This is a genomic window from Pseudomonas sp. GL_093 (assembly GCF_057837605.1).
This window is the reverse complement of sequence record NZ_CM174448.1, coordinates 5,847,624-5,862,360: the sequence shown is the minus strand read 5'-3', so window position 1 is coordinate 5,862,360 and position 14,737 is coordinate 5,847,624. Positions and strand designations below refer to the sequence as shown.

Annotated in this window: 11 protein-coding genes; 4 read left to right on the top strand and 7 right to left on the bottom strand. The window is 59.2% G+C overall.

The window, feature by feature from the left end; all coding sequences use genetic code 11:
• The first annotated feature begins 4 nt into the window (after positions 1–4).
• From AC3IUE_RS26985 to lpxC, 4 genes are all read left to right on the top strand, one after another.
• Positions 5–874, top strand: a complete 870-nt coding sequence (locus AC3IUE_RS26985; protein ID WP_056740930.1) for a cell division protein FtsQ/DivIB — start codon at positions 5–7, stop codon at positions 872–874.
• Positions 875–888: 14 nt separating this feature from the next.
• Positions 889–2,148, top strand: a complete 1,260-nt coding sequence (ftsA, locus tag AC3IUE_RS26980; RefSeq protein ID WP_046048247.1) for a cell division protein FtsA — start codon at positions 889–891, stop codon at positions 2,146–2,148.
• Positions 2,149–2,215: 67 nt separating this feature from the next.
• Positions 2,216–3,409, top strand: a complete 1,194-nt coding sequence (ftsZ, locus tag AC3IUE_RS26975; protein ID WP_033061342.1) for a cell division protein FtsZ — start codon at positions 2,216–2,218, stop codon at positions 3,407–3,409.
• A 112-nt stretch (positions 3,410–3,521) separates the two neighbouring features.
• Positions 3,522–4,433, top strand: a complete 912-nt coding sequence (gene lpxC, locus AC3IUE_RS26970) for a UDP-3-O-acyl-N-acetylglucosamine deacetylase (protein ID WP_008147525.1) — start codon at positions 3,522–3,524, stop codon at positions 4,431–4,433.
• A gap of 112 nt (positions 4,434–4,545) precedes the next feature.
• On the opposite strand, the gene AC3IUE_RS26965 is transcribed toward lpxC, so the two are convergent.
• The 7 genes from AC3IUE_RS26965 to AC3IUE_RS26935 all read right to left on the bottom strand — a co-directional run bounded on the left by AC3IUE_RS26965 (position 4,546) and on the right by AC3IUE_RS26935 (position 14,521).
• Positions 4,546–6,039, bottom strand: coding sequence for a sensor domain-containing diguanylate cyclase (locus AC3IUE_RS26965; protein ID WP_489264269.1), 1,494 nt, complete (start codon positions 6,037–6,039; stop codon positions 4,546–4,548).
• Between the two features lie 147 nt (positions 6,040–6,186).
• Positions 6,187–7,506 carry an OprD family porin gene (locus AC3IUE_RS26960; RefSeq protein WP_489264268.1) on the bottom strand — a complete coding sequence of 440 codons (1,320 nt, stop codon included), beginning with the start codon at positions 7,504–7,506 and terminating at the stop codon, positions 6,187–6,189.
• 195 nt (positions 7,507–7,701) lie between these two features.
• Complete coding sequence (locus AC3IUE_RS26955) at positions 7,702–7,926, bottom strand: hypothetical protein (protein WP_056743541.1); 225 nt, start codon at positions 7,924–7,926, stop codon at positions 7,702–7,704.
• Between the two features lie 295 nt (positions 7,927–8,221).
• Positions 8,222–9,586, bottom strand: coding sequence for a heavy metal sensor histidine kinase (locus AC3IUE_RS26950; RefSeq protein WP_489264267.1), 1,365 nt, complete (start codon positions 9,584–9,586; stop codon positions 8,222–8,224).
• A complete protein-coding gene (locus AC3IUE_RS26945; protein WP_090180292.1) occupies positions 9,576–10,253 on the bottom strand; it encodes a heavy metal response regulator transcription factor in 678 nt (225 codons plus the stop codon). Before AC3IUE_RS26945 ends, AC3IUE_RS26950 begins: the two co-directional genes overlap by 11 nt.
• A 9-nt stretch (positions 10,254–10,262) precedes the next feature.
• Entirely contained in the window at positions 10,263–13,364 is a 3,102-nt protein-coding gene (locus AC3IUE_RS26940) for a multidrug efflux RND transporter permease subunit (RefSeq protein WP_056743545.1), read from the bottom strand.
• Complete coding sequence (locus tag AC3IUE_RS26935; protein WP_489264266.1) at positions 13,361–14,521, bottom strand: efflux RND transporter periplasmic adaptor subunit; 1,161 nt, start codon at positions 14,519–14,521, stop codon at positions 13,361–13,363. Before AC3IUE_RS26935 ends, AC3IUE_RS26940 begins: the two co-directional genes overlap by 4 nt.
• Positions 14,522–14,737: the final 216 nt, after the last annotated feature.

The following is a 14,737-nucleotide window of genomic DNA, read 5'->3' as shown; positions in this document are numbered from 1 at the left end:
GACCATGCAAGGCGCACAGCTGAGACATCAGCCCTCCGCACCACCCGGCCGCAAGCCGGTACCGCGGGGTGCCAGCCGAATGGTGGCCAAAGAGCCGATGTCTGCGCGCCTGCCGAAAGCCAATTTTGGTTTTCTGAAAAGCCTGTTCTGGCCCGTGCTGTTGGTCGCACTGGGTTTCGGTACTTACGAAGGCGCGCAGCGTTTGTTGCCGTACGCCGACCGACCGATCACCAAGATCAACGTGCAGGGCGACTTGAGTTACATCAGCCAGCAAGCGGTGCAGCAGCGGATCGCCCCGTACGTGGCGTCGAGCTTCTTCACCATCGACCTGGAGAGCATGCGCACCGAGCTGGAAACGATGCCATGGATTGCCCACGCCGAAGTGCGTCGGGTGTGGCCGGATCAAGTGGTGATCCGCCTGGAAGAACAACTGCCGGTGGCCCGTTGGGGCGATGAGTCGCTGTTGAACAACCAGGGTCAGGCGTTCACCCCGCGTGAGTTGGCGAACTACGAACACTTGCCACAGCTGTTCGGCCCACAACGGGCCCAACAGCAAGTGATGCAGCAATACCAGGTGCTGAGCCAGATGCTCAGGCCGTTGGGCTTCTCGATTGCACGGCTGGAGTTGCGTGATCGAGGCAGCTGGTTCCTGACCACCGGCGCCGGCAGCGCGGGTCCGGGAATCGAACTGTTGCTGGGACGCGGCAACCTGCTGGAAAAGATGCGCCGCTTCATTGCCATCTATGACAAGACGCTTAAAGAACAGATTACGAACATTGCGCGCATCGATCTGCGCTACGCCAACGGCCTCGCTGTTGGCTGGCGGGAACCTGTAGCGCCCACGACAGCCCAACCCGCTGTCGCGAAGAATTAAGAAGAGGCAGGACCATGGCAAACGTGCAAAGCGGCAAAATGATCGTCGGTCTCGATATCGGCACCTCCAAGGTGGTGGCGCTGGTCGGCGAGGTCTCGGACGACGGCACGCTGGAAATCGTCGGGATCGGTACCCATCCGTCCCGTGGCCTGAAGAAAGGCGTGGTGGTGAACATCGAGTCCACCGTGCAATCGATCCAGCGCGCGATCGAAGAGGCGCAGCTGATGGCTGGTTGCCGCATTCACTCGGCGTTCGTCGGCGTGGCGGGCAATCATATCCGCAGCCTGAACTCTCACGGCATCGTGGCGATTCGTGATCGCGAAGTCAGCGCCGCCGACCTCGAGCGCGTGCTCGACGCTGCTCAGGCTGTAGCGATCCCGGCTGACCAGCGCGTGCTGCACACCCTGCCGCAGGATTACGTGATCGATAACCAGGAAGGTGTTCGTGAGCCTCTGGGCATGTCGGGCGTACGTCTGGAAGCCAAGGTTCACGTGGTCACCTGCGCCGTCAACGCCGCACAGAACATTGAAAAATGCGTGCGTCGCTGCGGCCTGGAAATCGACGACATCATTCTCGAACAACTGGCTTCGGCCTACTCGGTCCTGACCGACGACGAGAAAGAGCTGGGCGTGTGCCTGGTGGACATCGGTGGCGGCACCACCGACATCGCGATTTTCACCGAAGGCGCGATCCGTCACACCGCGGTAATCCCGATTGCGGGCGACCAGGTAACCAACGACATCGCCATGGCGTTGCGCACTCCGACCCAGTACGCCGAAGAAATCAAGATTCGCTACGCCTGCGCCCTGGCCAAACTGGCCGGTGCCGGTGAAACCATCAAGGTCCCAAGCGTTGGCGACCGTCCACCGCGCGAGCTGTCCCGTCAGGCCCTGGCCGAAGTGGTCGAGCCGCGTTACGACGAGCTGTTCACGCTGATCCAGGCCGAACTGCGTCGCAGCGGCTACGAAGACCTGATCCCGGCCGGCATCGTGCTGACCGGTGGTACGTCGAAGATGGAAGGCGCGGTCGAACTGGCCGAAGAAATCTTCCACATGCCGGTCCGCCTGGGCGTGCCGCATGGCGTCAAGGGCCTGGACGATGTGGTCCGCAACCCGATTTATTCCACCGGCGTTGGCCTGTTGATGTACGGCCTGCAAAAGCAGTCCGACGGGATTTCGTTCTCGGGCATCAGCAGCCGCGACAGCTACAGCAATGAAGAACCGAAAGCCGCCTTGCTCGATCGCATCAAGAGCTGGGTACAAGGCAACTTCTAAAGATTTACCGCAGCACCGCAGCAAAAAGCAGTAGGCGAAAAAACTAGAGAATGTAAGGAGAGGGAAAATGTTCGAACTCGTAGACAACATCCCCGCAAGCCCGGTTATTAAAGTTATCGGTGTTGGCGGAGGCGGCGGCAACGCCGTCAACCACATGGTCAAGAGCAACATTGAAGGCGTTGAATTCATCTGCGCCAACACTGATGCCCAAGCGCTGAAATCCATCGGCGCGCGGACCATCCTGCAACTGGGCACCGGCGTGACCAAAGGTCTCGGCGCTGGCGCCAACCCTGAAGTAGGTCGTCAGGCCGCTCTCGAAGATCGTGAGCGCATTGCCGAAGTCCTGCAGGGCACCAATATGGTGTTCATCACCACTGGCATGGGCGGTGGTACCGGTACCGGTGCTGCGCCGATCATTGCTGAAGTGGCCAAGGAAATGGGGATTCTCACCGTTGCGGTGGTGACTCGTCCGTTCCCGTTCGAAGGCCGCAAGCGCATGCAGATCGCCGATGAAGGCATCCGTCTGCTGTCTGAAAGCGTCGACTCGTTGATCACCATTCCCAACGAGAAGCTGCTGACCATCCTTGGCAAGGACGCAAGCCTGCTGTCCGCATTCGCCAAGGCCGACGATGTACTGGCCGGTGCCGTTCGCGGTATCTCCGACATCATCAAGCGTCCGGGCATGATCAACGTCGACTTTGCCGACGTACGTACCGTGATGAGCGAAATGGGCATGGCGATGATGGGCACTGGCTGCGCCAGCGGTCCGAACCGTGCACGTGAGGCCACCGAAGCGGCCATTCGCAACCCGTTGCTGGAAGACGTGAACCTGCAAGGTGCACGCGGCATCCTGGTGAACATCACCGCCGGTCCTGACCTGTCCCTGGGTGAGTACTCCGACGTGGGTAGCATCATCGAAGCTTTCGCTTCCGAGCACGCAATGGTCAAGGTCGGTACCGTTATCGATCCGGACATGCGCGACGAGCTGCACGTGACCGTGGTTGCCACAGGTCTGGGCGCGAAAATCGAGAAGCCTGTGAAGGTTATCGACAACACCATGCACACGTCCGTGGCTTCGCAACCGCAGCAACAAGCGCCTTCGCGTCAGGAAGCGCCAGCGGTAAACTATCGTGACCTGGACCGTCCGACCGTCATGCGCAACCAGGCTCAAGCCGGTGCTGCGACTGCCGCGAAGATGAATCCGCAAGATGATCTAGACTATCTGGACATCCCGGCTTTCCTGCGTCGTCAGGCCGATTAATGGAATGTATCAGGGCTATGAAGGTGATTGGTGTTCAGCAAAGGTCTGGTCTGCTATCATCGCCAGCCTTTGTTGATACCAGTTCGCAATTTGCGCTGAAGCGGCCCAAGCCATGATTAAACAACGCACACTGAAAAATATTATCCGTGCTACAGGTGTAGGCCTGCACTCCGGGGAGAAGGTATACCTGACCCTCAAGCCCGCACCTATCGACACCGGCATTGTGTTTGTTCGTGCCGATCTCGACCCTGTGGTGCAGATTCCTGCCCGCGCGGAAAACGTTGGTGAAACCACGATGTCGACCACATTGGTCAGTGGTGACACCAAAGTGGATACGGTGGAGCACTTGCTCTCGGCCATGGCTGGCCTGGGCATCGATAACGCCTACGTCGAGCTCTCCGCGTCTGAAGTTCCGATCATGGATGGTAGCGCTGGACCTTTCGTATTCCTGATCCAATCGGCCGGCCTGGAAGAACAGGACGCACCGAAGAAGTTCATCCGGATCCTGCGGGAAGTGACAGTGGAAGATGGCGACAAGCGCGCCACTTTCGTCCCTTTCGAAGGCTTCAAGGTGAGTTTCGAGATCGATTTCGATCACCCGGTTTTCCGTAACCGCACACAAAGTGCAAGCGTGGATTTTTCCAGCACTTCGTTCGTAAAAGAAGTCAGCCGCGCCCGTACCTTTGGTTTCATGAGTGATATCGAGTACCTGCGCAAGCACAACCTCGCACTCGGCGGCAGCGTTGAAAACGCTATTGTGGTCGACGCGGATGGTGTACTGAACGAAGACGGCCTTCGCTATGAAGACGAATTCGTGAAGCACAAGATCCTCGATGCAATTGGTGACCTCTACCTGCTGGGCAATAGCCTGATTGGTGAGTTCAAGGGCTTCAAGTCCGGACATGCATTGAACAACCAGCTGCTGCGCAAGTTGATTGAGCAGACAGATGCTTGGGAAGTCGTGACTTTCGAAGACGCCAGCACTGCACCGATCTCTTACATGCGTCCAGTTGCGGCCGTGTAAGTAAAAAACCTCTCTAGTTTTTTAAAGGCTACCTTCGGGTGGCCTTTTTTTATGCCTACAGGAACGTGTGCGGTGTTGGCGATGATCGTTCCCACGCAGAGCGTGGGAACGATCAGGCGGCGACCACCCGATTACGCCCACTTTCCTTGGCCTGATACAGCGCCTTGTCCGCTGCAAACAACAGTTGTTCCAGACTGATTTCGGCGGAGGTGGTCCAGGTACTGATACCGATACTGACAGTAATCGGCGACTCGGCATCTGACACCCGCGGCAACTGCTCCACTGTCGCTCGGATGTGTTCGGCAATCTGTTGCGCACCCTGGCTGTCGGTTTCCGCGAGAATCACCGAAAACTCTTCGCCGCCGTAACGGGCGACCAGATCCGCTGGTCGCCTCACATTGTCGGAGATCACCTTGGCCAGCGAGCGCAAGGCATCATCACCACCCTGATGCCCATGACGATCGTTGAACGCCTTGAAGTGGTCGGCATCAATCATCAGCAGCGACAATGGCTGGCCGGAACGTTGAGCGCGAAACCACTCATGACGCAGGACCTGATCCAGCGTTCGGCGGTTGGCCAGGCCGGTCAAGGCATCGGTGGCCGCCAGTTGCGCCAGCTCCTGTTCGGCGTTGTGGCGCAGGCGCAGTTCCCGGTTGAGCAGCCAAGTCAGCCAAAGCAAGCTGATGCACAGCGCAATAGTCGCCACGCTAACCACCACCGCCGTACGCTTCCACGACGCAAACACTTCATCACTGGACAGCGCAACGATGACGATCAACGGCAAGTTGCCCACCTTGGAGAACGTGTACAGGCGTTTGTCCTTATAGCGGCTTGAATCACCGGTGAAGCTGCCGTTGCCTTCTTTGACGATGCGCTGAAAGTTGGGACGGTTGCTGAAGTCCTTGCCAATCAGCTCTTCGGCCAGGCGGGGTTCCTGGGCCAGAAGAATCCCGTCCGAGCTGATCAGGTTGACCGAGCTGTCACGACCGATGCTCAAGCTGTTGAACAGCTGATCGAAGTAACTCAAGCGCATGGCGGCTTCGGCCACGCCAAGAAATTCGCCCTGTGAGCCGCTGACCCGGCGACTGAAGCTGATTCGCCATTCATGTTCAGCCTGCCTGGAACGGAAGGGGCGGCTGATGAGCATGCCCGGATCACGATTGGTTACGTGCGACTGAAAGTACTCGCGGTCAGCAAAATTGCCCTTTCTGGGCTCCACCGAGGCCGAGTCCGCGATCACGTTGCCCTTGTTGTCCAGCAACAAAATGTCGCCCTTGTACGGCGCGGCAGTGGCACGGTCAAACAAGGCCAGATGGCGGATGGCAGGGGAAACGTTCTTGAGGTCTTCACGCTGCGAGGCTGCGATCAAGCCTTGCAAGGACAGGTCATAGAGTTCGACGTTGCGTAACACGTCTGCATCGATCAGTTGCACGATATTGGTTGCTGCGCGAGTGGCAGACTGTTCAGCATTGGCGCGTTCGCGAATGAGCAGGAACGCCACGATGCTCAATATCGCAATCACCAGCAACAAACTGCCGAGAACCAGAAGCCGCTCCGATCGCGTCGACCGGATCGGATGGTGAGATGTTGCACTGCTCACACTCATGGTTCTGACTTCTGCTAATGAGGCGTTATAAAAGTGTTTTGCAAGACTCAGGCAGAATCCCAGAAACCGTTTGCATTCGGAGCGCCTGTATAAATCCCGGATAAAAAAAAGGCCAGCAAAACATGCTGGCCTTTTGCTTATTGAAGCTTAGAAGACATTGAGCGGGTAGTCGACGATCACCCGGTATTCATCGGTGTCCTGATCCAGCACGCCGTAGCCGTTGCCGCCACGGTTGGTCGCCCATTGCAGACGCAGCGCCAGGTTTTTGGCCTTGCCGCCCTGAACCACATACTTGAGATCAATGTCGCGTTCCCAGTGCTTGGCGTTTTTGCCATCAGCGCTGTACCACGAAGCGTAACCAGGGCTGTCCGGATCGACCTTGGTCAGATCTAGTTCACCTCGGGAGTAAGAGACCGCCGAGGTCAGGCCGGGCAAGCCGAGCCCGACAAAGTCGTAGGCGTACTTGAGTTTCCATGAGCGTTCGTTCGGGCCGTTGAAGTCCGAATACTGCTGGGAATTGTCGAGGTAGACGCTGTCGCCCTGGCTGATGTAGTCGAACGGCGTGTTGCCGTTGACCCGCTGATAGGCCGCGGTAACGCTGTGATTGCCCACGCCAACGGTGAAATGCAGGCTGTAGGTGTTGTTGTCGATGTGGCCCAGCAGCGCATCGCCGGTGTCTTGCGTGTGATAGGCATGCAGGCCCGGGTTGAGGCTGACCATATCGTTCAAGGCGTAGGTGTAATCCAGGTCGTAGTAATACTGGTTCCAGATGTCCTTGAGCTCGGAAGCATAGAGACTGCTGGTCAACCCCGGCAGACCGCTCCAGGCGACGCCGGCCCAGTTCAGGTGCCGGCTTTCGTCACCGTCGGCCAGGCTGCCGTAGGACGTGCCGATTCGGGTGTGTCCGCTCTGGTTGTAAGGCTTGGTGAAACTTGCCTGGCCACCTTCAATCATCCAGCCGTCAAAACTGTGGTTGGTCAGGCTGACGCCGCGAAAGGTCTGCGGCAGCATGCGGGTTTCGCCGCCGGCGATCACCGGGTTGGTGAGGAACAAGTCACCGGCCTTCAGTTCGGTATCGAAGGCACGCATTTTCAGCGTGCCACCCGCCGTTGAGAACGACCCCGGCGCTTTGCCGTTGCCATCGCTGACCGGCAGGATGCTCGAATTATCAGTGCCGCCACCGCCGTCGAGCTTGAGCCCGAGCATGGCGTGGGCATCAACACCGAAACCGACGGTGCCTTGGGTGTAACCCGATTCGAAGAGGCCGAGGAAACCCTGGCCCCATTCAATGTTGTCGTCCGTCTGCTGCAGGCGGTTGCGGTTCATGTAGTAGTTACGGGCGTTGAGGTTGAGGCTCGAGCCTTCAACAAAACCTTCGGTGTTTGAGTCGTCTGCGGCGTGAGCAGCAGGCGCCACCGTTGCAGCGATTGCAATGAATAACGGGCTGAATCTAAGAGGGAAACGCACTAGCGGTAAAGCTCCTTGGGTCAACTAAGAGCCTCATTGTTTTGAGACTCCGGATGTTTCTTGTTAGGGAAGACGAACTGAAGCTGTTTAAAACCACAACGAAAAAAAGCCGCTGATAGCAGCGGCTTTGAAGACAACTTTTCAAAGGGAAGAGCCGATGAAAAGTGTCGAGGGAAACAGAGTGATACTGGGCAATCAGCTGTCTTTCTCAACCACTGGCTGGGCCTGAGTGCTCGACGCTTGAGGGGTTTGCGCAGCTTCCTGAGCCTTGGCCGTCATTTCGCTCTGATACTGTTCGAATGCAGCAGCGCGTGCGGAATTTTGCGCGACGAACGTCTGCGACTCTTCAGCGATGGCGAACGGAGACAGAAACAAAGAGGACAAAACGAAAGCGCTGGCAATACCCATAGTATTGGACATCTTTAAACCTTCTTGCTTGGCAAGTGCTGTTTGGTGCGGCAAAGATAAGGCGGATTGGAGAGGGGAAAAAGAGCTGATTCATGAAAGGACTGTTGCGCTTAAGGCAACAGTTGGCCGGCCGGCGCCGAACCTGTAGCAGCTGGCGAAGCCTGCGTTCGGCTGCGAAGCAGTCGTAAATCCTATACACGCGGTCTATCTGACAGACCGCAGCGTCTGATCTCACGACTGCTTCGCAGCCGAACGCAGGCTTCGCCAGCTGCTACAAGGACCGGGTCAGTCCAAATACCGGTAGGGGTTAAACCGGGAGGTGAATACCGAAAGTATTCATCCCATGATCACTGCGCACAAACACATCCCCGCCGTGCATCAGCGCAATCGCCTTGACGATCGCCAATCCCAGCCCATGGTTGTTGCCACTGTTGCTGCGCGACGCATCGACCCGATAAAAACGCTCAAACAACCTCGGCAAATGCTCGCTGGCAATCGGCGACCCTGGGTTCGCAACCCCGATGCTCACCTGATGCTCCTCAGCCTCGATCCGCACCTCAATCACTTGCCCAGGCTCGGTGTGCTGCACCGCATTGCTTAGCAGATTAATCAACGCCCGGCGCAGATGAGCGATCTCGATCCGCACCTGCGCGTCACCACTGACCTGCACCCGAACCTGCGCGTCTTCAAGGATGAAATCCAGATACTCCAACGTCGTCTCCACTTCATCGGCCAGCGAGGTGGAGGTCAGTTTGGTGGCTTTGCTGCCTTGGTCCGCGCTGGCGAGGAACAGCATGTCGTTGATGATCGAGCGCAGCCGCTCAAGCTCTTCAAGGTTCGATTGCAGCACTTCAAAATAGTGTTCGGCGGATCGCCCGCGAGTCAGCGCCACCTGTGTCTGGCCGATCAGGTTGGTCAGCGGCGAGCGCAGTTCGTGGGCCACGTCCGCGTTGAACGACTCAAGGCGCGAGTAAGCCTGTTCGACCCGCTCCAGTGTCGAGTTAAACGAATTGACGAACTGTTTCAGTTCCGGCGGTAGCGGCGACAATTGCAGGCGACCGGACAACAGCGGTGGGGCCAGTCGCTGGGCTTCCTGGGACAACTTGATCAGCGGCTTGAGGCCGATCCGCGCCACCCAATAACCGAGAGCCGACGCCAGCAACACGCCGATGATTGCCAGGCTGATCAGGGCAATCAGAAGATGATGCTGAGTCTGCAAAAACGTCTCAGTGTCGATGCCGATCATGAAGCGCAGCGGCGGTCGTTGATCCTTGGCCGGGAACTGGCTGACCAGCACTTTCAGCGGATAAGGCTGATCCGGCAGATTCAAGTCGCGCATGCCCAGCGGCCCTTCGGCAAAGGCGCGGATCTGCGGCGTCAGGTTGCCGTATTCGTAGTGCGGATCACCGCTGATGATCCAGAAGCTGATGCGCTTGTCTTCTTCGCCGAGCAGCTTGAGCTTGTTGTTGATCTTCACCCAATGCTCGGGCGTGCCGTAACGCCCGACCGTGGATTCGAGCACGCTGTAGCGCGCGTCCAATTCAGCCTCGGGCAACAAACCCAGACCTTTATCGACTTGCTGATACAGCGCCCAGCCGATCAACAGAAACACCAAAAGCGCCACCAGCGTGAACATCCCGCTCAGGCGTAGCGCAATCGAGTTACTGGACACCACGGCTCTCCAGCACATAACCCATGCCACGAATCGTGTGCAGCAGCTTCTCGTCGAACGGCCCGTCGAGCTTGGCCCGCAAGCGTTTGATCGCGACCTCGACGACGTTGGCGTCGCTGTCGAAATTGATGTCCCAGACCATTTCGGCGATGGCGGTTTTCGACAGGATTTCACCCTGACGGCGGGCCAGTACGCTGAGCAGCGAGAACTCCTTGGCGGTCAGGTCCAGGCGTGTGCCGGCGCGGGTGGCTTTGCGGCTGATCAGATCTATCCACAGGTCGGCGATGCTCACCTGCACCGGTTCGTGACCGCCGCTGCGGCGGGTCAGCGCTTGCAGGCGCGCCACCAGTTCGAGAAAGGAAAACGGTTTGCCAAGGTAATCGTCGGCACCGTCGCGCAGGCCTTTGATCCGGTCTTCCACACGCTCGCGGGCGGTGAGCATGATCACCGGGGTTTGCTTGCGCGCGCGCAAGGCGCGCAAAACACCGAAGCCGTCGAGGCCCGGCAGCATGACGTCGAGGACGATCACCGCGTAGTCGCTTTCCAGCGCCAGGTGCAGGCCTTCAATGCCGTCGCGCGCCAGGTCCACGGTGTAACCCTGTTCCGTCAGGCCGCGGTGCAGATAATCCGCGGTTTTTTCTTCGTCTTCGATAATCAGAACGCGCATGACCCCGCCTCAGTCTGTGGTCGCCAGCACCGGTAGCGGTGCAGGTTTGGGCCGATGGAAAAGCCGCTCAAGCCACAAGTATATGACCGGAGTGGTGAACAACGTCAGTGCCTGGCTCACCAGCAAGCCGCCGACGACTGCGATCCCCAAGGGTTGGCGCAGTTCGGCGCCGGTGCCGTAACCGAGCATCAATGGCAGCGCGCCGAGCAGGGCGGCGAGGGTGGTCATGATGATTGGCCGGAATCGAGTGATACAGGCCTGGTAGATCGCCTCTTCCGGCGGCAGGCCACCCTTGCGCTGGGCTTCGAGGGCGAAGTCGATCATCAGGATGCCGTTCTTCTTCACGATCCCGATCAGCAACACCAGCCCGATCAGCGCCATGATCGAAAAGTCCTGCCCGCAAATCCACAACATGATCACCGCGCCGAGCCCCGCCGACGGCAACGTCGAGATGATGGTCAGCGGATGCACGAAGCTCTCGTACAGCACACCGAGAATGATGTACACCGCCACCAACGCCGCCAGGATCAGCCATGGCTGACTGGCCAGCGAACTCTGGAACGCCTGGGCCGCGCCCTGGAAGTTGCCGCTCATGGCGGCCGGCATGCCGATTTCGGCCTTGGCCTGGTTGAGCATGATCACCGCATCGCCCAGCGCCACGCCGGGAGCGAGGTTGAACGACAGGTTGGCGGCCGGGAACATGCCGTCATGGGCGATGGACAATGGACCCACTGTCGGCGCATCGAATTTGGCCAGCGCCGACAGTGGCACCATTTCCCCGCTCAGCGGCGAGCGCAGGTAGAAATAGTTGAGGCTTTCGGCCTTGCCGCGCTGCTTGGTGTCCAGCTCCAGAATCACGTTGTACTGGTTGATCTGAGTCTGGAATTCATTGATCTGCCGCTGGCCGAAGGCGTCGTACAGCGCTTCATCGACATCACTGGCGGTCAGGCCGAAACGTGCGGCGGCGCTGCGGTCGATGCTGATGTGGGTGATGCTGCCACCCAGTTGCAGGTCGTTGGAAATGTCGCGGAACGCGGGGTTACTGCGCAGTTTTTCCGTGAGGCGCTGGGTCCAGGTGCTGAGGACTGCACCGTCGTTGCTCTTGAGCACGTATTGGTACTGGGCGCGGCTCGGGCCGGAGCTGAGGTTGATGTCTTGCCCGGCGCGCAGGTACAGCACGATGCCCGGGACTTTCATCAATTGCGGACGAATCCGGTCGATGAACTGGCTGGCGGAGACGTCGCGGTCGCCGCGCTTTTTCAGGGAGATCCAGAAGCGACCGTTGGCGATGGTCTGGTTGCTGCCCGAAACGCCGACCGAGTGGGAAAACGCCGCGACCGCCGGATCCGCGGCGACGATTTCGGCCATCGCCAGGTGTTTTTTCACCATGTCGCCGTAGGAAATATCAGCGGCGGCTTCGGTGGTGCCAAGGACGAAACCGGTGTCCTGTACCGGGAAGAAACCTTTAGGGATGAAGATGTAACCGGCGATGGCCAGACCGAGGGACAGGCCGAACACGCCGATCATCAGCTTCTGGTGGGCGAGGGCGCGGCGCAGAAGTTTTTCATAACCTGCCAGCAAGCGTTCGCCAAACGTAGGCTTGCTGTGGGCGTGATGCACCGGCGCACGCATAAATAGCGCGGCAAGCGTTGGCGCCAAGGTCAGTGATACCACCACCGAAATCATGATCGTCGAAGTAGCGGTCAGGGCGAACTCCTTGAACAGTCGTCCGACCACGCCGCCCATGAACAGCAGCGGAATAAACGCCGCCACCAGTGAGAAACTGATGGAAACCACAGTAAAACCAATCTCGCCGGCACCTTTGATCGCCGCCTCGCGCATGCCGTCACCAGCCTCCAGGTGACGGTGAATGTTCTCCACCACCACAATCGCATCGTCGACCACAAACCCCACGGCCACCACGATCGCCACCAGCGTCAGGTTGTTCAGGCTGAAACCCATGATGTACATCAGGGCGAAACTGGCGATCAGGGACACACCGAGTACCGCGGATACGATCATCGTCGCCGACCATTGGCGCAGGAACAGCGCCATCACCGCCACCACCAGCAGGATCGCGATCAGCAGGGTGACTTCCACTTCGTGCAGGGAAGCGCGGATGGTCTGGGTGCGGTCGACCAGAACTTTGACCTGCACTGAGGCTGGCAGCATGGCTTCGAGGCCGGGCAGGGCGGCCTGAATGCGATCCACGGTTTCGACGATGTTGGCGCCCGGTTGCCGGGAAATCACCAGGTTCACCCCAGGCTTGTCACCGGCCCAGGCTTGCACGTAGGCATCTTCCGAACCGTTGACGACTTTGGCCACATCCTTGAGGTGAACCGGGGCGCCGTCCTTGTAGGAAACAATAAGTTGGCTGTATTCCTCAGGGTGGAACAACTGGTCGTTGGTCGACAGCGTCGAGATGCTCGACTCGCCGTACAGCGCCCCTTTGGCCAGGTTGAGGCTGGTGTTCTGGATCGCCAGACGAATGTCCGCCAGGGTCAGGCCGATGGCCGCGAGTTTGTCCGCCGAAGCCTGTACGCGAATCGCCGGACGTTGCTGGCCAGTGATGTTGATTTGGCCTACGCCGTCGATCTGACTGATCTGACGGGCGAGCAGGGTTTCCACCAAGTCGCTGAGTTCGGTGCCGGGCATTTGGGTCGAGTTGACGCTGAGGATCAGTACCGGGCTGTCAGCCGGGTTGACCTTCCTCCAGGTCGGCAGGGTCGGCATGTCTTTGGGCAGTTTGCCGGCGGCGGTGTTGATCGCGGCCTGAACTTCCTGAGCGGCGGTGTCGATGCTTTTGTCGAGGGTGAATTGCAGGGTCAGGTTGGTCGAACCCAGCGCGCTGCTCGAGGTCATCTGGGTCACGCCCGGGATGGCGCTGAATTGCACTTCAAGCGGCGTGGCCACCGACGACGCCATGGTTTCCGGACTGGCGCCGGGCAATTGTGCGGCGACCTGGATGGTAGGGAATTCGGCTTCCGGCAACGGCGCGATGGGCAGGCGCGGGAAGGCGATGACGCCGAGCAGCACCAGCGCAAAGGTCAGCAGAATCGTCGCCACCGGATGGTCGATGCACCAGGCAGAGATCGAGCCATGGCCCTTCATGGTTTCGGCTCCGATTGGACCACTTGCGGTGGATCACTCAGGACCTGGACCGTCGAACCGGGCTTGAGCCGCGACTGGCCGTCGCTGACCAGCACGTCGCCCGGTTTGACGCCTTTGATGATGTCCTGGCCGCTGCCTTGGTAGACCATTTGCACTTGTACGGTCTCGACCTTGTCGCCGTTGACCCGGTACACGAAATGTTGATCGAGCCCGCGTTGTACGACAGTGGGTGGCACCACCAGCGCATCTTTATCCAGCGCCGTCTGAATCTTTACCGTCACCAGCAGGCCCGGCCAGAGTTTCTGCCCGGGGTTGTCGAATTCAGCCTTGGCGCGGATGGTCCCGGTGTTGGCGTTGATCTGGTTGTCGATCAGGGTCAAATGACCTTCACCCAGCAGATTGCCGGTTTCGCCGTCAGTGTCGGCGCCGATGTAGGCCTTCACTTTTGCACGTTGTGGGTCGCCGATCAGACCCTGCAGGGTCGGCAGCATTTGCTGTGGCAGGGAGAACTCCACGGCGATCGGGTCGATCTGGGTCACCGTGAACAAGCCTTGAGTGTCGGTCATGCGCAGGAAGTTGCCTTCGTCCACCGTGCGAATACCGACGCGACCAGTGACCGGGGAGCGAATTTGTGTGTAGGAGAGCTGCACCTGAGCGGCGTCGATCGAGGCCTGGTTACCTTGGGCGGTTGCTTTGAGTTGGTTGACCAACGCCTGTTGCTGGTCATAAGTCTGTTTGGATACGCCGTCGTCCACGCTCAGTAGCTTGTAGCGTTTGAGGTTGACCAGCGCGACTTGCAGCTGCGCTTGGCTTTCGCCGAGTTGCGCCCGGGCCTGATCGAGGCTGGCGCGGATCGAGCGGTCGTCGATGGTGGCGAGCAGGTCGCCTTTGTTCACCAGTTGGCCTTCCTTGACCAGGATTTTGGTGAGGATGCCGTCGATTTGCGGGCGCACTACAACGCTGTGCAGGGACAGCACCGAGCCGATGCCGCTGACGTAGCGGGGGACGTCTTTTTCGGTGACGTTGACCACGCGTACGGGAATGGCGGTTGGGGCGGCGAGTTTCGCCGTGACAGGTTTGGTGGCATACCACAGGCCCAGCGCTGCCAGAACGATCAGAAGGGCTGCGAGCAGGGCGGGGTTTTTCTGAATTCGCATGCGAGTGGGGCGCCGGGGCTGGGTGGTTGGAGCTTTTTCAGGTTTATACCTTCCTTTATAAACCTGTTCGCCCGTCAGGAAGGTGACTGCTAACTGACGGCGCTGTCAGTTTGGACCTCTGCGGGTCGACGCCGATCCCCCTGTAGGAGCTGCCGGAGGCTGCGATCTTTTGATCTTGGCGGCCAGCTAGCCGACCAAGCTCTTGTGGACCGAGTA

Bases quoted from the DNA above. Each gene is read 5' to 3' on its own strand.
- AC3IUE_RS26965 (WP_489264269.1), bottom strand. From the start codon at position 6,039: ATGAGTGTGAGCAGTGCAACATCTCACCATCCGATCCGGTCGACGCGA.
- lpxC (WP_008147525.1), top strand. From the start codon at position 3,522: ATGATTAAACAACGCACACTGAAAAATATTATCCGTGCTACAGGTGTA.
- AC3IUE_RS26940 (WP_056743545.1), bottom strand. From the start codon at position 13,364: ATGAAGGGCCATGGCTCGATCTCTGCCTGGTGCATCGACCATCCGGTG.
- AC3IUE_RS26935 (WP_489264266.1), bottom strand. From the start codon at position 14,521: ATGCGAATTCAGAAAAACCCCGCCCTGCTCGCAGCCCTTCTGATCGTT.
- AC3IUE_RS26955 (WP_056743541.1), bottom strand. From the start codon at position 7,926: ATGTCCAATACTATGGGTATTGCCAGCGCTTTCGTTTTGTCCTCTTTG.
- ftsZ (WP_033061342.1), top strand. From the start codon at position 2,216: ATGTTCGAACTCGTAGACAACATCCCCGCAAGCCCGGTTATTAAAGTT.
- AC3IUE_RS26945 (WP_090180292.1), bottom strand. From the start codon at position 10,253: ATGCGCGTTCTGATTATCGAAGACGAAGAAAAAACCGCGGATTATCTG.
- AC3IUE_RS26985 (WP_056740930.1), top strand. From the start codon at position 5: ATGCAAGGCGCACAGCTGAGACATCAGCCCTCCGCACCACCCGGCCGC.
- ftsA (WP_046048247.1), top strand. From the start codon at position 889: ATGGCAAACGTGCAAAGCGGCAAAATGATCGTCGGTCTCGATATCGGC.